Origin of the sequence: Streptomyces sp. NPDC048696 (assembly GCF_043198895.1) — a bacterium.
Taxonomy (GTDB): domain Bacteria; phylum Actinomycetota; class Actinomycetes; order Streptomycetales; family Streptomycetaceae; genus Streptomyces.
In genome coordinates, this window is the sequence record NZ_JBICVJ010000002.1 from 1 (window position 1) to 19,383 (window position 19,383).

General features: G+C 71.8%; 17 protein-coding genes. 6 read left to right on the plus strand and 11 right to left on the minus strand.

What is annotated here, in order from left to right; translation table 11 throughout:
• The first annotated feature begins 216 nt into the window (after positions 1–216).
• Together ACGFRG_RS03110 and ACGFRG_RS03115 are read left to right on the plus strand one after the other, a co-directional pair.
• Complete coding sequence (locus ACGFRG_RS03110; RefSeq protein ID WP_361417779.1) at positions 217–1,056, plus strand: alpha/beta hydrolase; 840 nt, start codon at positions 217–219, stop codon at positions 1,054–1,056.
• A gap of 140 nt (positions 1,057–1,196) precedes the next feature.
• Positions 1,197–2,315: a PP2C family protein-serine/threonine phosphatase gene (locus ACGFRG_RS03115; RefSeq protein ID WP_361417782.1), complete on the plus strand. Its 1,119-nt coding sequence runs from the start codon at positions 1,197–1,199 to the stop codon at positions 2,313–2,315.
• Between the two features lie 139 nt (positions 2,316–2,454).
• On the opposite strand, the gene ACGFRG_RS03120 is transcribed toward ACGFRG_RS03115, so the two are convergent.
• The 3 genes from ACGFRG_RS03120 to ACGFRG_RS03130 form a co-directional block, all read right to left on the minus strand.
• Entirely contained in the window at positions 2,455–2,943 is a 489-nt protein-coding gene (locus ACGFRG_RS03120) for a lamin tail domain-containing protein (RefSeq protein ID WP_393260851.1), read from the minus strand.
• Positions 2,944–3,268: 325 nt separating this feature from the next.
• On the minus strand, positions 3,269–4,057 hold the full coding sequence (locus ACGFRG_RS03125; RefSeq protein ID WP_393260854.1) for a class I SAM-dependent methyltransferase: 789 nt from the start codon (positions 4,055–4,057) through the stop codon (positions 3,269–3,271).
• 124 nt (positions 4,058–4,181) lie between these two features.
• A complete protein-coding gene (locus ACGFRG_RS03130) occupies positions 4,182–6,392 on the minus strand; it encodes an FGLLP motif-containing membrane protein (RefSeq protein WP_393260857.1) in 2,211 nt (736 codons plus the stop codon).
• Between the two features lie 537 nt (positions 6,393–6,929).
• Between ACGFRG_RS03130 and ACGFRG_RS03135 the strand changes: the two genes are divergently transcribed.
• Positions 6,930–7,736: a hypothetical protein gene (locus ACGFRG_RS03135; RefSeq protein ID WP_393260860.1), complete on the plus strand. Its 807-nt coding sequence runs from the start codon at positions 6,930–6,932 to the stop codon at positions 7,734–7,736.
• A gap of 67 nt (positions 7,737–7,803) precedes the next feature.
• On the opposite strand, the gene ACGFRG_RS03140 is transcribed toward ACGFRG_RS03135, so the two are convergent.
• The 4 genes from ACGFRG_RS03140 to ACGFRG_RS03155 all read right to left on the minus strand — a co-directional run bounded on the left by ACGFRG_RS03140 (position 7,804) and on the right by ACGFRG_RS03155 (position 12,029).
• Positions 7,804–9,093: a S1 family peptidase gene (locus ACGFRG_RS03140; RefSeq protein ID WP_393260862.1), complete on the minus strand. Its 1,290-nt coding sequence runs from the start codon at positions 9,091–9,093 to the stop codon at positions 7,804–7,806.
• 125 nt (positions 9,094–9,218) lie between these two features.
• A complete protein-coding gene (locus ACGFRG_RS03145) occupies positions 9,219–9,464 on the minus strand; it encodes a WhiB family transcriptional regulator (RefSeq protein ID WP_361417800.1) in 246 nt (81 codons plus the stop codon).
• A 192-nt stretch (positions 9,465–9,656) separates the two neighbouring features.
• A complete protein-coding gene (locus ACGFRG_RS03150) occupies positions 9,657–10,895 on the minus strand; it encodes a phosphodiester glycosidase family protein (RefSeq protein WP_393260865.1) in 1,239 nt (412 codons plus the stop codon).
• Between the two features lie 180 nt (positions 10,896–11,075).
• Entirely contained in the window at positions 11,076–12,029 is a 954-nt protein-coding gene (locus ACGFRG_RS03155; protein ID WP_393261798.1) for an NADP-dependent oxidoreductase, read from the minus strand.
• A 196-nt stretch (positions 12,030–12,225) separates the two neighbouring features.
• Here ACGFRG_RS03155 and ACGFRG_RS03160 point away from each other — a divergent pair, with 196 nt between their 5' ends.
• Both ACGFRG_RS03160 and ACGFRG_RS03165 read left to right on the plus strand, forming a co-directional pair.
• On the plus strand, positions 12,226–12,591 hold the full coding sequence (locus ACGFRG_RS03160; protein WP_361417806.1) for a helix-turn-helix domain-containing protein: 366 nt from the start codon (positions 12,226–12,228) through the stop codon (positions 12,589–12,591).
• A 196-nt stretch (positions 12,592–12,787) separates the two neighbouring features.
• Complete coding sequence (locus ACGFRG_RS03165) at positions 12,788–13,612, plus strand: hypothetical protein (protein WP_361417809.1); 825 nt, start codon at positions 12,788–12,790, stop codon at positions 13,610–13,612.
• Between the two features lie 82 nt (positions 13,613–13,694).
• Here ACGFRG_RS03165 and ACGFRG_RS03170 read toward each other — a convergent pair whose 3' ends face one another.
• Both ACGFRG_RS03170 and ACGFRG_RS03175 read right to left on the minus strand, forming a co-directional pair.
• Positions 13,695–14,141, minus strand: coding sequence for a peptidoglycan-binding protein (locus ACGFRG_RS03170; protein WP_393260869.1), 447 nt, complete (start codon positions 14,139–14,141; stop codon positions 13,695–13,697).
• Positions 14,142–14,295: 154 nt separating this feature from the next.
• Complete coding sequence (locus ACGFRG_RS03175; protein WP_393260871.1) at positions 14,296–15,873, minus strand: serine hydrolase; 1,578 nt, start codon at positions 15,871–15,873, stop codon at positions 14,296–14,298.
• Between the two features lie 126 nt (positions 15,874–15,999).
• Between ACGFRG_RS03175 and ACGFRG_RS03180 the strand changes: the two genes are divergently transcribed.
• Positions 16,000–17,085 (plus strand): hypothetical protein, encoded by a 1,086-nt coding sequence (locus tag ACGFRG_RS03180; protein ID WP_393260874.1) that lies wholly within the window; start codon positions 16,000–16,002, stop codon positions 17,083–17,085.
• A gap of 31 nt (positions 17,086–17,116) precedes the next feature.
• Here the strand turns inward: ACGFRG_RS03180 and ACGFRG_RS03185 are convergent, their stop codons facing one another.
• Together ACGFRG_RS03185 and ACGFRG_RS03190 are read right to left on the minus strand one after the other, a co-directional pair.
• A complete protein-coding gene (locus tag ACGFRG_RS03185; protein WP_393260877.1) occupies positions 17,117–17,644 on the minus strand; it encodes an RNA polymerase sigma factor in 528 nt (175 codons plus the stop codon).
• 86 nt (positions 17,645–17,730) lie between these two features.
• Positions 17,731–19,026, minus strand: coding sequence for a condensation domain-containing protein (locus ACGFRG_RS03190; RefSeq protein WP_393260879.1), 1,296 nt, complete (start codon positions 19,024–19,026; stop codon positions 17,731–17,733).
• Positions 19,027–19,383 lie beyond the last annotated feature (357 nt).

Here is a 19,383-nt window from a genome sequence, read left to right on the forward strand (position 1 = left end):
CCGCCGGGGGCCGCCCCGCCCGGGGGGCCCCCCCCCCCCGGCGGCCCCCCCCCCCCGGGCCCGCGGGCCCCCCCCCCCCCCGGGGGCCCCGGGGGGGGGCGGGGGGGGCTCCCCCCCCCCCCGGCCCCCCGCCGCAGCGATGAGTTTTCGCACCGGGCGAAGTCCTTCCTTCGTGACCGCGATCGCGGACGACCGGCTACGGAAGGACCCCCGGGAATGAGCACCACGGGCAGGACCACCCATCGCATAGACGTGCCCGGCGCACGCCTGCACTACGAAGTGCGCGGCTCGGGACCGCTGCTGCTGGTCATGGGGGCGCCGATGGACGCGGCGGCGTTCGCGCCGCTGGCCGAGGCGCTCGCGGACGACCACATGGTCGTCACCCACGACCCCCGGGGCATCTCGGGCAGCACCCTCACCGATCCCGAGCAGGACTCCACGCCCGAGCTGCGGGCCGACGACGTCGCAGCCCTCCTGGACGCTCTCGGCGCCGAGAGCGCCGATGTGTTCGGCAGCAGCGGCGGCGCGGTGACGGGCCTCGCGCTCGTCGCCCGGCATCCCGGACGGGTCCGCACCCTCGTCGCACACGAGCCTCCCCTGCTCGAACTGCTGCCCGACGCCGCTGTGCGGCGCGCCGAGACCGACGACATCGTGGCGACCTTCCACCGTGAGGGGCAGGCGGCGGCGTGGATGCGGTTCATGGCCAGTGCGGGATTCGACTCCGGCGGAGATGTCACCGGAGACGACGGCGCCCCCGCCACACCCCCGTTCGAGCCCACGCCGCAGGACATCGCCAACGGCGCCCACTTCTTCGCCCATGAACTGCGCGGCACCACCCGCCATCTGCCGGACATCGCCGCGCTGACCGCGGGCCCGGCCCGGGTCGTCGTCGGCATCGGCGCCGACTCCCGTGCCCTGGTCACGTATCGGACCTCCATCGCGCTGGCCGAGCTCATCGGCACGCCGCCGGTCGAGTTTCCCGGCGACCACGGGGGCTTCGTCGGCCGGCCGAAGGAGTTCGCCGAGGTGCTGCGGCAGGTGCTGGCGGGGAACTGAGGGGCGAGGCGGCGGGCGGTGCCGCCACGCGCGGCGTCCGTGCGCCGGGACCCGTGCGCCGGCCCGGTCGGCAGGGGACTTCGTGTGTCCGTCGGCCGGGCGTGGGGGCTCCGGACCGGAGTGCGGTGTATCCAGGAGTCATGGATCTTCGGGCAGTGCGCACGGATCAGCACCCTTACCACCCGCTGCGCCATGCGTTGCTGGTGGCACCGTTCGCGTTGATCGCTCTGGTATCGGTGGTGGACGTCCTCGCGCCGCCCGATGTCCATCTGGGGCCGTTCCTGGCGACCGCCCCGGCCATCACCGCGTCGTTCGCCGGTCCCCGCACCACCGGCCTCGTCGGTGCGGTCGCCGTCCTGGCCCAGGTGGTGGTCGCGATGGCGCGCGGCAGCGTCACCGATCTCAACCACTCGATCCAGATCGTCTCGCTGATCCTGATCTCGGTCTTCGTGACGCTCTTCGCCCATCTGCGCGAGGTGCACGAGCGGCAGATGATCCAGCTGCGTTACGTGGCCGAGGCGGCACAGCAGGTGGTGCTGCGCCCGCTGCGCGAACGGATCGGCCCGTTGCGCATGGCGTCCATGTATCTGTCCGCCGAGGCGGAGGCGCAGATCGGCGGCGATCTGTACGCCGCCGCGCGTACGACGCTGAGCACCCGGCTGATCATCGGCGACGTACGCGGCAAGGGGATGGAGGCCGTGGGGGACGCCGCCGTCGTGCTCGGCACGTTCCGGGCCGCCGCCCATCAAGAAGCGGAGCTGTCCGGCCTGGTCTCCTATCTGGAGGGCGCCGTCTGCCCGGACCTGGCCGACACCGGCCCGCACGGCGACGAAGTCGACGACCGGGCCGAGGCGTTCATCACCGCCGCCGTGCTCGACATCCCCGATCGCGAACCGGTACTCCGCCTCATCAACTGCGGCCATCCCCCGCCGCTGCTCCTGCGCGACGGCCGCGTCATCTCCTTGGACGTGACCCAGCCGGCGCCACCGCTGGGCCTCGCGGGCCTGGCGGAACCCGCCCTCGTCGCGGAGAGGTTCGCCTTCGAGCCGGGCGACATCATGCTCCTCTACACCGACGGCGTCATCGAGGCGCGGGACGGGACCGGCGCGTTCTACCCCCTGCCGGAGCGCCTTGCCGCCTGGTCGGGCACGAGCCCCGCGTCGCTGCTGCGCCACCTCCGCGACGACCTGATCGCCCATGCGGCGGGCCGCAGACTCGGCGACGACGCGGCGATGGTGGCGATCGAACGACTGCGCTGAGCCCGGGCGCGGGCACCGCGTCGCTCACCGTCGGATCCACCACCACCGTCACACCGCGCACCACCGTTGAGTGGTCTGCGAGTTGCAGGAAACGCGGCGTGCCCGCGGCCTCTGTGGGCCGCGGGCACGCCGGGCGGGATCAGCGGTGGTGGTGACGCAGGTGGTGGCCACCGAGGTTCCAGGACGCGGTGTCCAGGATCCGGCCGCGGTCGTTGCGCAGGGTGGCGGTGTCGTGGTTGTTGCCCCAGACGTAGTGGTGACGGTCCTGGTAGACGTCGTGACGCGAGTCGCGGCCGACGCCGCTGTGGACCTTGACGGCGGAGTGGCCCTGGAGGAGCAGACCGTGGAAGCGGTAGCGGGTGCCGTCGCTCGCGGTGAGCGTGAAGCCGCGCAGCTGGACCGCGCGGTGGCCGGTGTTCTTCACCTCCACCCACTCGCCGTTGAGGCTCCGGTTGGAACGGTCGTCACGGCCGGGGCTGTTGTACTGCACCTTGCCGATCACCACGGCCGAGCGCGGGGCGTGCCGGTGGGGGCCGGCGGCGACGGCCGGCAGCGCCGCGGCCCCGACCAGGGTGCCGGAGGCGACGAGGGTGGCGATGATGCGGCGGCTGGTGCGCGAAACAGACATGTGCGTGCCTTCTCAAGGACAAGCCCCCAACGACCCTGTTCGGGCCGGGTGATGGGGCGGGCCAGGTTCCCGGCTGGTGCCGAGGACCACACTCTCGCCCGCCGCCGAGCCGTCGACGGCGTTGAACCGACCCGCTTTACAGATTCAGGACATTTCCGTAACTCTTGCTTATGCCGGGAATCAACCTGAAGATGCACCTTCCGTACGGAAAACACGGCCCTCGGGCTCCCCGAGCGGCCCGCACCGCGACGGACCTTCTGTAACGACGCGACCCCGGCGACAGCGCAACGCGTCACGCATCGAACGTGTCACGCCTTGAACGGTGTCACGCCTTGACTGCCGTGGTCACCACCAGCGGCGGCCGCGACCGCTCGGCGGCCCAGTCACGGCTGCGCACATGGCCGGGATCGGCCACGCCCACCGCCTCGTCGGGCGTCGGGTGGTGCTGCCCCACCTCGGTGAAGCCGACCCGTTCGAGGAGCGGCGGGAACACCCCGACGGGCCACGCGTAGTTGCGTACGGACTGCCAGGTCCCGTCGGTGCGGCGCAGCCGCACGGTCAGCGGCTCGCCCGGCCGGTAGGTGACGCCCGGCTCCCCCACCTTCAACGAGGCGTACTCGATGCCGGCGCAGGACGGGTCGGTGGAGAGCAGCGCGAGCGGGGCCCCGGGGCGCAGCAGCCGGTGGATCTCGCCGAACACCTCCAGGAGGGTCGCCTCGTCGGGCAGCGACGCCAGCACGTGGTTGCACATCGCCGCGTCCGCGCACGCGTCCGGCAGCTCACCCACCCGGCCGTCGGCCACCAGGTGGTACTCGGCGTCGGGCGTGCCCTGATCGCGGGCCAGGATGAGCATGTCCGGGGAGGCGTCCACACCGATGATGCGCATGCCGAGCGCCCGCGCCGCCTCATCGGCCACCTGCCCCGGCCCACAGCCGAAGTCCAGCAGAACACCGCCCTCACGGCTCCCCCGCGCCACCGCACGGAACACGAACGGGTAGCCGAGCAGCCAGTCGCTCGCCGCGTCCACCGCCGCGAACGCCTCGGCGCCGTCGTGTCCCGCCCAGGCCCGGCCCGGCTCGGGGAAGGACCGCTCACCTGCTCGTTCCTGCGGCATCGTCTGGTCCTGTCTCTGGGATGCGTGACCGGCACGGGCGGGTGCGCACCCGGCACGGGCCTCCCATCATCGACTCCGCCCCGGCGCATCGCACGCCGCCGCCCCGGGCCGCATCCGTACCCGCTCAGCCCACCGCCGCCGTCCGGCGTTCCAGTCGGGCCACATAGCCGCGCAGCCCCAGCGAGAAGGCCCAGGCCGCCACGAACAGCCCCGTCGCGATGGCCAGGGTGCACCAGCGCAGATCGTTCGAGACCACGAAGCCGGGGCCGAACCCGGGGTGCGCGGAGTGCAGCAGGACGTGGAAGAACAGGGTCAGGGCGATCAGATACAGGCCGTACCAGGCGGGCCTGCTCCAGCGCTTGAGCGCGTGTCCGTCCATGCCGGCCAGCGGGAGCATCCCGAAGACCACGACCTCGATACCGCCGACGACTATCAGGCAGACCGTGTACGCCAGGAGGTACGGCGCGGTTCCGGGCGCGGCGGTGCGTCCGCGCTCGATCAGTGGCGCGCCCACGGCCCACACGAGCAGTGCCGCGCTGAGGACGCAGATCCCGCCGATCATCACCGCCTGCCCCTTGGGCATGGCGTGGTACGGGCGGTGCCCCGGCGGCACGGCGCCGAGCACCATGTAGACCGCCACCAGGCCGTAGACGTACGGCACCGGGAACGCCAGGCCACGGGAGAGCGCGGCCATCAGCACCGCCAGGACGAGGCCCGCCGGAACCACCCGCAGCTCGGCCGGCACTCCGCCCCGGCCGGGCCGCAGCAGGGAGTCCTTGGTCTTCTCGTACGTCACGAGGATCAGCAGCGTGCCCACCGCCGCTCCCAGTGCCTTGGTCAGGGTGGACACGCCCCAGTGAGCCGTCGCGTCGGCCCAGACGACGAGGACCCCGCCGAGGGCGGCGAAGGCGCCCATCCGCACCCAGCCGGGCAACCGGGCCGCCCTGTCCCGCACCTGGCGTCGCCTCCGGCGCTGACGCCACCATCGGCCCACCGCGTTCTCCGCCAGCTGCGCGGGGAACGCCTTCTCCAGCAGCAGCACGAGCAGCAGGAACCACAGGGCCATGCCCACCGACCCCGCCACATCCCGCAGCGCCCAGGAGATCTCGGCAGGCGTCCGCACGCTCCCCACCAGCCCGGCCGGGCGGTCGTGCCGGACATCGGGACGCGGTTTCGTACCGCCGCCGGTGCCGTTGCCGTCGCCCTTGCCGTTGCCCTTGTCGGGTCCGGGTGTGCGCGAAGGGTCCCCGGGCGGCGGAATCGCATGGTTGTCCGAGGCGGTGGGAGAGGGATCCGACGCAGCGGGGTGAGAGGGATCCGGCCTGGTGAAGGCGGGCGGGGTCGGTATGACCCCGGGAGCGGTGACCCCGGGGATGAAGGGGTTGGGCAGGAAGCCGGTGCCGCCTCCCTGCGGCGGGGACCCCGCCGAGCCACCGGGCGGCGGGTTGACGGGGGGCGGTGAGACGGGTGGTGGAGAAACTGGCGGCGGAGAAACAGGTGGTGGGGAAACAGGTGGTGGGGAGACGGGAGGTGGGGAGACGGGAGGTGGAACGACGGGTGGCTGGGTCACGGTGAACGTCCGCGCCACCGCGATGCCTGCCGCCGCCACGGAACGAGTACCCGGCGCGGCTGCCGCACAGCTCACCGTCACCTGGTGGGTCCCGGCTGTCGTATCGGGCGGCACGGTGAACGACGTGGTGAGCGTGCCGTCGGCGGCGGGAGTGGCTTCGGCGTCCGGCAGCGTCGTCCCGTCCCACGAAACACGGGCCGCGCCGGCGCACAGGAATCCCTTGCCCGACACTCCCACCGGTGTTTTCGGCTCACCGCGGTCGGGGTTCAGGGCGAAGGCGGGATCCACGTGTGGCGGATTCGGGGCCACCACCTCGTAGGTCGCTTCCTTGGTGATGTCAGGGCTCCCGTTGCAGGTCGCGATCACTGTGTGAACGCCCGGAGCGGCATCCTTCGCCACCTTGACCTGCTGTGAGAACCCGCTGGAGTTGTCGGTCACCACCGAGATCGGTGCGGGTACGTCTCCGGTCAGTGTGACCGTGCCCACGTCCCAGGCGTAGCAGGTGAAGTACCTTCCGGAAACGGTCACATACGTGTCCTTGCCCTGCTCCACCGTCTTCGGACTCACCGACAGCATGGGCGTCGCCGGATTGCGGGGCGGCCGGGTCGACTTGTGCGGGTTGGCCTGCGGCGGCGGCAGTACCGGACCCGGTGACGGTGGCCTGGGCGATGGCGCCATCGCCAGGCTCGGCCCCGACGCACAGACCAGCAGCGCCACCACCAGCGCCACGACCGGCAGCCCCCTCATCCGTAACCTGATGCGCACAGCCGTCCCCCTCGTCCCCCCGCGGCCTCCCCGGACCGCCCCCATTCGGGTGTACTTCTCAGACGAACGGGCCCCGCGCCCTCGTTTCCGGTGCACGCGGCGCATCGGAGCGTGCCCCGGCAACGCGCGCGCCCCGTGCGCCCCCACGCCTACACCCCCCGGGCCAGGCACTTAGCACCGGAGCAGTTCCGGCCAGAGTCACCAACGGAAAGGTGAGGCTTGGCAAACCGAAGCCGCCAGGAGCATCGGCCGGTTCACACGCACAGGAAGTACTCCGGCACACCGACACGGGATGGCGTGCGAGGGGCGATCATTCCCTCAACTGCCTTCATACTCACCGGAGTTCACACCACACCCTCGTACGCATCCCAGCGTCCCGCACACACCAGGACCGACGATCGGCGTTGTGTGTCCGGGGGGTTGGCGGGGGTACATCGGCCCGCCAACGTGTGAAACTTATGCGCACTCACCTGTGCTGTTGCCGCAGAGATGGGTAGCATCCGGCGGCAACATCCAGCACGAAGAAAGCGAACTCTCATGGCGGACGAGCCGGACACCACCACTCTCAAGGACCAGTACGCGGCACGTGTGGCCGCCGACCTGGAAGCCAACCAGCAGGACCAGGCACGCATCCGCGCGGAACTCGACACACTCCAGACCCAACTCCAGGACCTGGAGCAGGACCACGGTCTGCTGCAGACCATGCGGAGCACCCTCAGCGACACCACCACCGCACCCACGACGGCGACACCTCGTAAGCAGGGTGCGGCGAAGACGGCGGCGCAGTCCGCGCCGAAGACCCCGGCGAAGACGGCGAAGGCCTCGGCGAAGACGCCCACCGCGGCCACCCCCGCCCCGGCTGCCGCCGCCACCGCCGCATCGGCATCGGCCGCCGCACCCGCCCCCGCCCGGGCGGCCGTGCCCAAGCCGCGGGAACAGAAGGCGGATACCAAGGCGGGCAAGACGGCCAAGAGCACCAAGGCCGCCAAGAGCGTCAAGAAGACGGCCGCGCCGGCCAAGGACACGGCCCGCTCCGGCGCGGAGAGCGGCGGTCCCACCCTGCGCGAGCTGGTCCTCGGCCTCTTCGCGGACCACAAGGAGCCCCGCACCGTCGCGGACATCGTCGGCGAACTGGCCACGGCCCACCCGGACCGCACCACCAGCTCGCAGGTCGTGCGCAACACCCTGGAGGCGCTCGTCGCCAAGGGCGACCTGGAGCGGGAGCGCAGGCAGGGTTCGGTGTTCTACACCGCGCCCCAGCGCGACGCCGTCACCGAGCGGGCTCAGGCACCTGCCCCCGGCGCCAAGGCCGACACCACCGCGGCCGCTCCCGTGGAGGCGTGACACCACACACCGCGACCGGCGGGCGGGGCGACCGCAACTGCCGTCACCCCGCCCGCCGGTGACGGATTCACCCCCGCCCGCCGCCACCGTTGGGCGCCGGGACCGAGGTCGAGGGCGAGGTCGGTGCGGCCGATCCGTCGCCCGCGCCTCCACCGCCTACATCACCCGCGCCACCTGCGTCACCGGCGCCGCCTCCCCCGCCTCCGGCGCCCGCGCCGCCCCCGCCGATCGTGGCTCCCGTGGCGGCCAGCGCGGCGGTGACCGGCTGGAAGAACGTCTCACCCCCCGCCTTGCAGTCGCCGCTGCCGCCGGACGTCAGGCCGACCGCGCTCCCGTCGGCGGTGAAGAGGCTGCCGCCGCTGTCGCCCGGCTCGGCGCAGACGTTGGTCTGGATGAGCCCGGTGACGGTGCCTTCGGGGTAGTTGACCGTGGCGTCGAGGCCGGTGACCGTGCCGTCGTGGAGCCCGGTGGTGCTGCCCATGCGCAGGACGCGCAGTCCCACCGACGCGTCGGCGGCACGGTTGATCTGCACCGCCCGTCCCCCGCCCGTGTTGACCGTACTGGGTGCCTTCGTGGCCGGGTTGTCGTAAGTGAGCAGGGAGAAGTCCGCGTTGCCGGGGAAGGTGGCCTTCTGGACGGTCGCGGCGGGTGCGCCGTTCGCGCTCAGCGACCACTGCCGAGCCGCGACACCGCAGTGGCCCGCTGTCAGGAAACCGGGACGGCCGTCCTGCGTCTTGACGTTGAAGCCGAGCGAACACCGCGCCCCGCCACCGAAAATGGCGTCCCCGCCCGCGGCGAAGGGTGTGAACCGCCCACCGGATTTGCGGATCTGCGCCATGTCACCGCCGAGCGCTCTGACGGCCTTCTCCAGTCGGGTCAACTGCCCGCCCTTGACCGTCCGGTCCGCCGAGACGACGATGCGGTTGGTCCGGGGGTCCACCGCCCACGCGGTGCCCGGGATGGTCGCGGTGCGGGCCAGGGTGTGCGCCGCGGAACGCAGGTCGGCCGCGCTGTTGCGGACCGCACGCGGTATCGCTCCGGCCTTCTTCACCTGCGCGTTCGCCCGGTCGTCGGCGCCGCCGACGACGTTCACGACGACCTGTTGCCTACCGGCGTCGAAGTACGCCCCCGCGAAGGCGTCGCCGAGTTGCCTGGCCAGACCGTCGACCAGCGCCGACGCCGACGCGGCGGTCGCCTTGCCGGATGCGGGCGCGGCCGCGGCCCCGGCGTCGGGCGGGGGTTCGGCCTGGGCCTGGGACGCGTTCGCGTGCGGGATCAGTACGGCCGCCGCGATGAGGCCCGCGGCCCCGGCTCCCGCCAACGCGACCCGCCGCTTGGGTATCCGCCTGTGAGTCAACTCGCCGCCTCCTGGGATGAGTTACGTAGCCGATCGAAACCGACCGAAGGTGTGCGCCTCTAGGTACGCATGTGATGGGTGTTGCGTTCATTGCCGTTGCAAAAGATTCCGGAACGGCTGCCGCCTCACGCCACCTCCACCCCGCCCATCCGCCTTCTCAGGCTGCGCAGTTCGTACTCGCTGAGCCCGCCCCACACCCCGCGCTTCTCGCCGTTCGTCAACGCCCAGTGCAGGCAGGCCCGGGTGACCGGGCACTGTCGGCAGACCGCCTTGGCGTCCGCGAGCTGCTGCTCCGCGAGCCGCCTGCTGTAGGTGGGGAAGAACAACTCCGGATCCGCCGTGCTGCAGGCCGCACGCTCTCGCCAGTTCACAAGAAGATTCCCTTCTCGTCGACAAGTGATCGGGATCGACCGGGTCAGGGACGCCTCGGATCAACTGCCGTTGGATCCCGGCTCCCTGCTCCTCGACCCCTACCGCGTTGTTACGTCGGGCATCGACCGACCGTTCAACGTCCGCGGGCCCCGATCCCGTACGAGCGACACCACCGTGCGACGAGCCGGGGTTCAGGGCCGGGCGAACACACCGATCCCGTTGGCCACAGAACGCTCGAAACTTCCCGGCGGCCGATTGCGTACGACGACGTGCCGCCCGCCCGGAACACGGGTGGCCAGGGTGGACGAGCCGCCGCCGTCCAGGTTGACCGCGTCCTCGGCGCCGATGTCCCGCATGAGGCGGGCGAGTTCGGCGAGGGTCAGGCCCGCGTCGTTCTCGGCCGCGCCGTTCAGGGCGAGGAGGTAGAGGCGTTTGCCCTGGGCGCCGATGCCCGCGCCGGTGCGCGTGGCGGCCGTGGCGTCGTCGAGCCCGTCCAGGGGGCTGCGCCCCCGCAGCACCGGCAGACCGCCCACCGCGAACGTCAACGGCCCTCTGCGGCCGCGCAGCTGGTGTGCGAGGCCCACGCGCGCGTGGCTGCCCAGCGCGCGCAGAGCACGCGCGCCCTTCTCGCGCCCCACCAGAACGAACGTGTCGGCCGGAATCGGTCCCCGCCCCAGCGTGGTCGACGTCTTGACGACCTTGCCCCGACGCACGGTCACCTCGTAGGTGTCGTCGGTGCACGGCGCACCCCGCGCGCTGTCCGTACCGCAGGCGGCGCGCGCCCGGGAAGCGGATCCCCACTTCGTGGTGAAGGCGCCCACTCCGCCCACCGGCAGGGCGTACTGGTTGAACCCGTCCAGCCTCAGCTCGCCCTGGTCGGTCTCGACACTTCCCAGGAGGCGGAGCTGGTCCACGTACGCGGTCCGCCCGGTGGTGATGCCGAGGACGTCCCGGGCGCTGGTGCCGGGCGGCAGGGAGGGGCCGAAGCGCTGGCCGTCGGGCACGGCGGCCTTGAGTTCGCGGCCCGAGGCGATGGCGGGACCCACCGAGGCGCCGGTGACCTCGACACCGGGATGCTGGGCCTCGCTTATGTCGAAGAAGTCCCCGTTGACGGCCGCGACCGCGTCCCGCGCGTCGGCCATGGCGGACACCCGGGCCCGCGCGGCCACCGCGCCCGGGGTCAGCAGGTCCACCCTGACCCGGGGGTTGCGCAGATCGACCACGACCAGGTGTCCGTGGGTCGCCCCGTGGGACGCCGTGACGGTGAAGCTCCGGTAGAACACACCGGGGCCGATCGGCACCGTACGGCCGTACGCCACGGCGGGGGCGCTCTGGGCCGCCCCGGGCGCGAGCACGCCGGTACCGACCACCATCCCCGCCGCGGCGACCACGGTCACCGCACCACGCACCCACCGCAGGGGCCACCCCATAGCGCCTCGTCTCCTGGGACCACTCCCGGACCGGCAGCGTAGCGAGACTCGGAGCCGCTGAACGGCAGGCTCGACACGTTGGCCAAGAACAGTCCCGGCGCTCGGCGACGGTCTGCGGGGCGTATGGGGTACGAGTGCTGACGACCACTCAGAGAGTCGTCTGTGGGACTACTTGTGAGACTACTCGGCGACCCGCAGGACGATCTTGCCCCGGGTGCGGCCCCCGGCCACCCGGACGTGCGCCTCGGCGGCCCGCTCCAGCGGGAGCACGTCGGCCACCTCGACCTTGATCGCACCGGCGTCGACGAGTCCGGCGAGCGTGGTCAGGGCGGTGCCGTCCGGCTCCACCAGGTAGGGCCGGGCCCGTACTCCCGCCGCGGCCGCCTTCTCGGCGAGGTCGTCCGACACTCCGGACGGGACCGCGACCAGCAGTCCTCCCGGGCGCAGCACCGCGAGGGAGCGCGTGCTGGTGGCGTCGATCTCGTCGCCGACGAGGTCGACCACCACGTCCACGCCGGAGAGCTCCTCCTCGAAGCGGGTGGCGGTGTAGTCGACGACCTCGTCCGCCCCCAGCTCGCGCAGCCACGCGTGCTTGGCGGCGCTGGCGGTGGCGATGACGTACGCGCCGAGGTGCTTGGCGATCTGGACGGCGAAGTGCCCGACGCCACCGGCCGCGGCGTGGACCAGGACGCGGTCGCCGGGGCGCACGTCGGCGGTGTCCACCAGGATCTGCCAGGCGGTGAGAGCCGCGAGCGGGACGGCGGCGGCCTCGTCGTGAGTCAGCGTGGCGGGCTTGCGGGCGAACTGGCGGGCCGGGGCCGTGACGTACTCGGCGTAGCCGCCGGCCGCGCGGGGAAACCACGGCATCCCGTACACCTCGTCGCCGACGGCCAGGGTGTGCACACCGAAGCCGACCTCCTCGACGACCCCGGAGACGTCCCACCCGAGGACGAACGGCGGCTCCCCGAGGACCCCCGCCATGGCGCCGCCGCCGCGCGTCTTCACATCGACCGGGTTGACCCCGGCGGACACGACGCGGACCAGCACCTCGGTGGGCAGCGGCACGGGGCGCGGCACCTCGGTGAGATGCAGGACCTCGGGTCCGCCGAAGGTCTGCTGGGTGACGGCGCGCATGGTGGGTGTGGTGGGTGTGACGGCGGACACAGGTGACTCCTCGATGGCTCCGGCGGACGCTGACCCCGCCGTGATCTGTGCCGCAAAGCTACGTTCCGGATAGTAGTAACCTGCAAGGGCACCTACTATCTTTTGGGTAGCATCACAGCTCACGAACCCGTGACCGGCCACCGACTCCGACCGAGGATGTTCCCGTATGGGCAGGACCTGCGACACCGGCAGCCACGACAAGCACGACGTCTACGCGGCCCTGTGTCCGTGCCGGAACGTGCTCGACCTGTTGGCCAACAAGTGGAGCGCCCTCGCGATCGGCGCGATGGAGGACGGCCCGGTGCGCTTCGGAGCGCTCCAGCGGGTCCTTGAGGGCGTCAGCCCCAAGGTGCTCACGCAGACGCTGCGGCGCCTCGAAGAGGCCGGGCTGGTGTCCCGTACGGTCTACCCCGCCGTCCCGCCGCACGTCGAATACGCCCTCACCGAGCTGGGCCAGAGCGCCGCCGAGCCGCTGGCGCAGATGCGGAACTGGGCCGAGCGGAACATGGATCTGCTCTACGCCGGCGAGTGACCGACGGGGGCACGCACCCCGGGGCCCGGCCCCTGCCCCCGCCCGCCCGCCGCAACGCTCACAGCTCGATCGTCTACAGTCATGTAGACGTTGGCCCGGTCGGTCGCGCCTGCCCGGGCCGGGCGGGCTCAACCATGCCCGGACGACGCACAGTTGCGGACATCGGCGCAGCGGCGCCGGAAGGGCGGGAACGAGCATGACACAGCCGGGCGGCGCGGCGACCAGGCCGGTACGAGAAGGACGGCACCGGGGAGCGGTGCCCGGCCCGGGCGCCGGCCCGGCTCTGAGCAAGGTTCCGGAGGTCACCGCCCTGTTCTGGGTGGTGAAGGTGCTCACCACGGGCGTGGGCGAGACCGCGTCCGACTACCTGGGCCGCACACTGGGCCCCATACCCGCGGGCGCCCTGGGCCTCGGCGGCCTGGTGGCCCTGCTCACCCTGCAGTTCCGCGCGACGCGGTACCGGCCGTGGACCTACTGGTCGGCGATCGTGATGGTCAGCGTGTTCGGCACCATGGCCGCCGACGTCATCCACGTCGTGGCCGGTATCCCCTACGCGGTGTCGGCGGTGGCCTTCTCGCTCGCGCTGGCCGCGATCCTGACCGCCTGGTACGTCAGCGAGGGCACGCTGTCCATCCACAGCATCCGCACGTCCCGCCGCGAGACGTTCTACTGGGCGACCGTCCTGACCACCTTCGCGCTCGGCACGGCGGTGGGCGACCTCACCGCCGGCACGCTTGACCTGGGCTACTTCCCGTCCGGCGTCCTGTTCGCCGCCCTCATCGCGGTCCCGGCCCTCGCCGGACGCTTCCTCGGGCTCAACGCGGTGGCCGCGTTCTGGTGGGCGTACGTCCTGACCCGCCCGCTCGGTGCCTCGTTCGCCGACTGGATGGGCGTCCCCACCACCCGCCACGGCCTCGGCTGGGGCACCGGTCCGGTCACCCTGGCGCTCATCGTCCCGATCGCCCTGCTCATCGGCTACCTGGCGAGCACCCACAAGCGCCAGTCGCTCCAGGCGGCTTGAGCCTCCGCGAGGACGCTCCCCCACGAACAGCAAGCGACCCGCTCGTCCGTCGGACGAGCGGGTCGCTTGTCTCACTACGAGATCACTGGTCGCGCAGCGGGCCCGGGGCCTCCGTGAGGCGCAGGCAGCGGTGGTTGCCCGCCATGTTGCGCCAGGCCCACTTGAGCGCGTCGCGGGTGTTCGGGCCGTAGACACCGTCGGCGTCGAGGCCGAGCTTGCCCTGCACCCGCCGCAGCGCGGACTCGGTGCTCGGGCCGAACTGGCCGTCGAAACCGCCGGTGTTCTCGCCGTAGCACTGGTTGAGGGTGATCTGGAGCTCGTAGACGGCGTCGTTGGACGCGCCGCGGCGCAGCGAGCAGAAGTTGGTGCCGCGGTTGCCGGCGGTCGGAACGTCGGTGTAGTAACCGGCCGTGTCGTAGTACTTGGTCGAGGCACTGCAACCGGTGGAGGCCTGCGCCGCCGGGCTGACCGTGATCATGCCGACGGTGACGGCGGCGACCGCGCCGAGGCATGCCAAAGTACGCTTCATCTAGGTAACTCCCCCGAAAAGATGGTGAACCGTGCCGCAACTCAGATGGCGGCCAAATGAAATTTATCAGACCTCTACGGGCACTTGATCACTTCGCCAACGGCTGCCATGGCTCCTGAAGTTCACCGGCGGGCACCGCTCCCGGATCCGCCACCTAGCCGGACCTGGTGAAAGTGCCCAGGCCGGTGCGGTCGAGGTATTCCACCCGGACCGTGTTGTCCTTGAAGGTGACCCCGGTGCGCCCCACCGCGTTCTCGCCGGTGGTCTCGAAGCTGAAGACGTCACCGCTGTAGTGGGTCAGCGGGAACCGCATGTGCCGCGGCCCGAGTTCGGCGACCAGGCCCGAGGCCGACTCGGTGACGGTGAGGCGGCCGTAGTACGCGTTGTCATAGGCGCCGGTGTACGCGCCGGCGGTGCGTGCGGGCTTCGCGTCGGCCGGCGGATGGGCGTAATCGGTGCTGGAGCGGCCCTCGCTCAGCTGCTTGTGAAGCACTCCGCCGATGAGCGGCAGCCAGTCCCGTGTCGGCTTGCCGAACTGCGCGATGTCGAAGAAGTCCTGCGCCACGGTCTCCGGCACACCGATGGGCGCGGCGTTGGTGAGCACCACGATGCCGAGTTGTTCGGCGGGGAGCATGGTCACACTGGTCGCGGCGCCGAGCTCGAAGGCGCCGGAGTGGCTGAGCCGCAGCCGGCCGCTCTCGTCGTAGCCGACGTTCCAGCCGAGGCCGTAGAAACCGGCGCGGTCGGTGGGCGCGGCCGGGGGCTGCGAGACGATCTGCGGAAGGTGCGTCGGGGCCAGGCCCGCCGCGTCGATGATCTGCTTTCCGTCGAGCTTGCCGTTCGCCAGCTGGAGGCGCAGCCAGCGGGACATGTCGCGGGCCGTGGAGTTGACGCCACCGGCCGGCGACTGGGCATCGGCGTCCCGGACGAACCGGGCGCTCCAGGTGCCGTCGGCGTTCTTGACGTGGGTGACGGCCTTGTTCTTGGCCTTCTCGAAGTCGGCGAAGCGCGAGCTCGTGGACTTCATACCGGCGGGCTTGTACAGCGTGTCCTCGCTCAGCTTCTCCCAGCTGACGCCCTTGGCCCGGGCGACGGCCTCCGCGGCCGCCGTGAGGCCGAAGTTGGTGTACGCGTAACTCGCGCGGAACGGCGTCAGCGGCTCGAACCGCAGATGGTCCAGGATGTACGCGCGGTCGTAGCCCAGGTCCTCCAGCAGATCGCCCGCGTGGTCCGGCAGTCCGCTGCGGTGCGCGAAGAGGTCCGCGACGGTGACGTGCGAACTCACCCAGGGGTCCTTCAGCGCGAAGCCCGGCAACAGCCCACCGACCGGGGTGTCCCAGCCGGTCTTGCCGTTCCCGTCCGCGCCCACCGATCCGGCGATCACCGTGGAGGCGACGGGTTTCGACACCGAGGCGATCTCGAAGACGGTGTCGGGGTCCACCGCGCCCCGCTCACCGACGTGCCGGTCGCCGAAGCCCTTGAGGTGGACGACCCGGTCCTTGTGGACCACAGCGACGGCGACGCCCGGCACTCCCGTACGTTTCATGACGGCTGACACGACCGAGTCGAGCTGTCCGACGGCCTTGTTCACCTCGTCGTCGGTGAGCTGCGGAGCCGGTGGCGGCGGGCCGGACGCGGAGGGGCCCGCGGCGCCCGCGCCCGTTCCGCTCGCCCCGGCCAGCAGGGCCGCCAGGGCGCAGACGGTGAGCGCACGGCTGCGACGCGGTCGCATGCGCGGTACGGCATGCATACCTTTCATTGAACACCCGTGCTACGGCGCTGTCGCGCGGTGTCCGTCCCCGGGCGGGCGGTGCGCTTGAATGATCTCGTCGAGTCCCCGGGAAGGAACAGAACTGCGGTGCGTGTACTACAGGGCATCACGGGTGCCGTCATCGTCCTGGGTATCTTCTCCTCGGTGCTGCGGACGCTGGTCATCCCCCGGCCGACGCGTTCCGGCTTCACCCACATCGTGCAGCGCCTGGTCCACCGGCCGTTCCAGCTCGTCGCCGACCGGCTGCCGTATGCCGAGGCGAAGGACCGCATACTGGCCCCGGTGGCGCCGCTGTCCATCGTCGTGACGCTGATGGGCTGGCTCGCCTGCTTCATGGTGGGTTACGCGCTCCTTGAGGCGGCGGTCAGCGACCTTCCCGTCAGGGACGCGATGGTCGAGTCCGGCTCCTCGCTCTTCACCCTCGGCTTCGCCAGCGGCACCCGCGTCACGCTCAATGTCATCGACTTCTGCGCCGCCGCCACCGGCCCCGTGGTGATCGGCCTCCAGGTGGGGTATCTGCCCACCCTCTACGGCGCCTACCAGCGCCGCGAGACCGAGGTGACGCTCCTTCAGGCCCGCGCGGGCAGCCCGCCGTGGGGCCCGGAGATCCTGGCCCGCTACGCCCAGGTGGAGATGCTGCACAGCCTCACCGAGCTGTTCCGCAACTGGGAGCGGTGGAGCGCCGAGGTGAGCGAGAGCCACACCACCTACCCGGTCCTGCTGCACTTCCGCTCCCCCAAGGCGAGCCGCAACTGGCTGATCGCCCTGCTGTCGGTGATGGACGCGGCGGCGCTGCGCCTGGCCTTCAACCCCTCGCAGCCGCAGCCCGAGGTGCGGATGGCCCTGCGGGCCGGGTTCGTGTGCCTGCGCGACATCGCCGATATGCGCGGCATCCCGTACGACCGCGACCCGCATCCGGACGACCCCGTCCAGCTCACCTACGAGGACTTCCTGCACGGTGTGGCGCGCATGGCCGACCAGGGGTATCCGATGGAGCGCACGCCCCAGGAGGCGTGGCCGCACTTCCGTGGCTGGCGGGTCAACTACGAGCAGTTGGCGTACTGGCTCGCGCGGGACATCGACGCCGTGCCCGCCCCCTGGTCCGGCCCGCGCCGCACCTCCGTGGCCATCCGTACGCCGGTCACCCCCGTCGACCGACGCCCGGTCGGCTGAACCCGCTCACATCACCGGGCGCACCCCGTCGTCAGGACGCCTGCTGGTGCCAGGCGTCCTGGAAGTTGCGCCGGGCCCGGTGCAGCCGGGAGCGGACGGTGCCGACCGGGAGCGCCAGGGTGGCGGCCATCTCCTCCTCGTTCATGCCGTACACGGCCCGCAGCATGAGCACCTGGCGGTGCTGGTCGGGCAACCGGTCCATCGCGTCGGTGATGTGCACGGTGTCCAGCGGGTTGCCGTCCAGAGCCCGGTCGGTCAGGTCGTCGGTGGGCCCCTGGCTCAGCCTCTTCGAGGTGCGCACCGCCTCGCGTACGGTCACCGCGCGGACCCACCCGTAGAAGGCCTCGGGCTCGCGCAGCCCCCGGATGCCCCGGAAGATGGCGAGCAGCGCCTCCTGCGCGGCGTCCGAGCTGTGGCTTCGCGCGATCGGCAGACAGAGCCGGCCGACGAAGGGCGAGATGTGCAGAAGGATCTCGTTCATGGCGCGGTCGTCCCCGGCCTGTGCGCGGGGCAGCAGGGCGGTGGTGACAGGGACCCGCGAATCGTTCGTCGTTATCACCGCAGGACTACTCCTGGACTCAGCCTGCTGATACAGGGTGCGTGGATGGTGCGTACCGCGTGGGAGGGCGTCGGTGGACGCCCGCCTCACGCCGGGACCGCCACCGCGCCCTCGGCGTCGCCGCGGTGGGCCGAGAAGCCGAGCAGCGTGGCGTGCAGGCTGTCGCGCACCTCGCTCATCTGACGGGGGGTGAAACAGGCCCTGCTGTACGGGAGTTCGACGCAGAGGCGGCCGTCGAAGCTGGTCACGCAGCCCATCAGCGGGCCGCGTCCGGCCTGCGGGAAGTAGTTCTCGCGCGCCGGGACCAGCCGTACGTCGACGACATCGAGGCCGGGCGGGGTCACCGGGCCCGCGACGCGGCCCATGTTGGTGACGATGACGCTGGTGGCGAGCAGCGCCGGGTGCTCGGGCACCCGGGGAAGGAGCCGCATCTCGTGCAGGAAGTCGCCCCGGTCGAGGGAGGTGTGCAGGTTCTCGGTGATCTGCCGGGCCAGCGCCAGCGGATCGGCGTCGTGGCTCACCTCCAGCACGTCCAGGCAGGACGTGACCGCGGGGACCATCACCTCGCGGGCCAGCGGCGGTGTGATCCGGGAGCGCAGATCCACCGGTGACATACAGCCGAGCCAACGCGGGCCGGGGTCGCCGCCGAGCCGGTGGCGCACCGCCTTGAGCATCGCGGCGCCCACGAAACCGTGCACCGACACACCCTCGGCCTTGGCGGAGCGCAGCAGCCGCTCGGTCTCTCCGGGGCCCAACAGCACGCGCTCCACGGCCAGTTCAAGGGATCCGGGGTCGGGTTCCGTGCCCGCCGCGTCGTACGGCAGGGAGGTCACCGGGTGGCTGCGGGCCCGCTCGACGCGGCGCGCGAGGTAGTCCTCGGTCTCCTGCTCGGAGGCGGGCGCGAGGAGCTCGGAGACGGGGGCCGGCCAGTCGTCGGAGGTCACCGTGTCGGCGGAGGTGCCCGCGGCGAGGGCCGTATACGTCTCCCACAGCGCGTTCTGCAGGGCGATGCCGCTGTGTCCGTCAGCGATGGTGTGGTCCACGCTCAGCATCACGGTGTGCTCGTCCGCACCCCGCAGCAGCGCCGCGCGGACCAGCGGACCGCCCACCGGCAGCGGGGTATTGAACTCCTCGACGACGGCGCCGGGCCCGCCGTCCCGTACCAGCAGGGCCGGCACATCGGCCTCGGCCAGCGGCTCCAGCACGGCCGTGCCGCCCTCGACGGCGATCCGGCAGCGCAGCGAGGGATGCTCGGCGACCTTGGCCGCGAACGCGGCGGCGAGCAGCTTCTCGTCGACGTCGCCCCGGACCGTGCAGGAGAGCACGGCTCGGCTGCGCTGCGCCACGTAGATCGCTTCCACCGGGCATAACTTGCGCTGCATGTGAATACCTTTCAACTTTTACATCCGCGCGGCACACATCGCGCCCGTCCGCGTCTTTCCCGCCCGGCGAGGGCTGCTCACGCGGCACGGCGGAGCGGGTACGCGAAAACCCGGAAACCCTGGGCACATTACCGCACGGCCGTATTGGCCTACGCCCGGGATCCCGAATCGGCTTCAGTGAAGCGGGAATTCGGTCCCGTCGCAAGAGGCCAAAGGGCACCTCTGCGAGTGACCTATCCCTCAGAACCGACTGGGCGCGTTCCGCATCCGCCGCTGAGGCAATACCCATGACCACCCCTGCGCTAACCGGCCGGGGCCGATCATCTCCGTCGCGCAACCGCATTTGGCTGAACATGG

Bases quoted from the DNA above. Each gene is read 5' to 3' on its own strand.
- ACGFRG_RS03110 (WP_361417779.1), top strand. From the start codon at position 217: ATGAGCACCACGGGCAGGACCACCCATCGCATAGACGTGCCCGGCGCA.
- ACGFRG_RS03115 (WP_361417782.1), top strand. From the start codon at position 1,197: ATGGATCTTCGGGCAGTGCGCACGGATCAGCACCCTTACCACCCGCTG.
- ACGFRG_RS03120 (WP_393260851.1), bottom strand. From the start codon at position 2,943: ATGTCTGTTTCGCGCACCAGCCGCCGCATCATCGCCACCCTCGTCGCC.
- ACGFRG_RS03125 (WP_393260854.1), bottom strand. From the start codon at position 4,057: ATGCCGCAGGAACGAGCAGGTGAGCGGTCCTTCCCCGAGCCGGGCCGG.
- ACGFRG_RS03135 (WP_393260860.1), top strand. From the start codon at position 6,930: ATGGCGGACGAGCCGGACACCACCACTCTCAAGGACCAGTACGCGGCA.
- ACGFRG_RS03150 (WP_393260865.1), bottom strand. From the start codon at position 10,895: ATGGGGTGGCCCCTGCGGTGGGTGCGTGGTGCGGTGACCGTGGTCGCC.
- ACGFRG_RS03155 (WP_393261798.1), bottom strand. From the start codon at position 12,029: ATGCGCGCCGTCACCCAGCAGACCTTCGGCGGACCCGAGGTCCTGCAT.
- ACGFRG_RS03160 (WP_361417806.1), top strand. From the start codon at position 12,226: ATGGGCAGGACCTGCGACACCGGCAGCCACGACAAGCACGACGTCTAC.
- ACGFRG_RS03165 (WP_361417809.1), top strand. From the start codon at position 12,788: ATGACACAGCCGGGCGGCGCGGCGACCAGGCCGGTACGAGAAGGACGG.
- ACGFRG_RS03170 (WP_393260869.1), bottom strand. From the start codon at position 14,141: ATGAAGCGTACTTTGGCATGCCTCGGCGCGGTCGCCGCCGTCACCGTC.
- ACGFRG_RS03175 (WP_393260871.1), bottom strand. From the start codon at position 15,873: ATGCGACCGCGTCGCAGCCGTGCGCTCACCGTCTGCGCCCTGGCGGCC.
- ACGFRG_RS03190 (WP_393260879.1), bottom strand. From the start codon at position 19,026: ATGCAGCGCAAGTTATGCCCGGTGGAAGCGATCTACGTGGCGCAGCGC.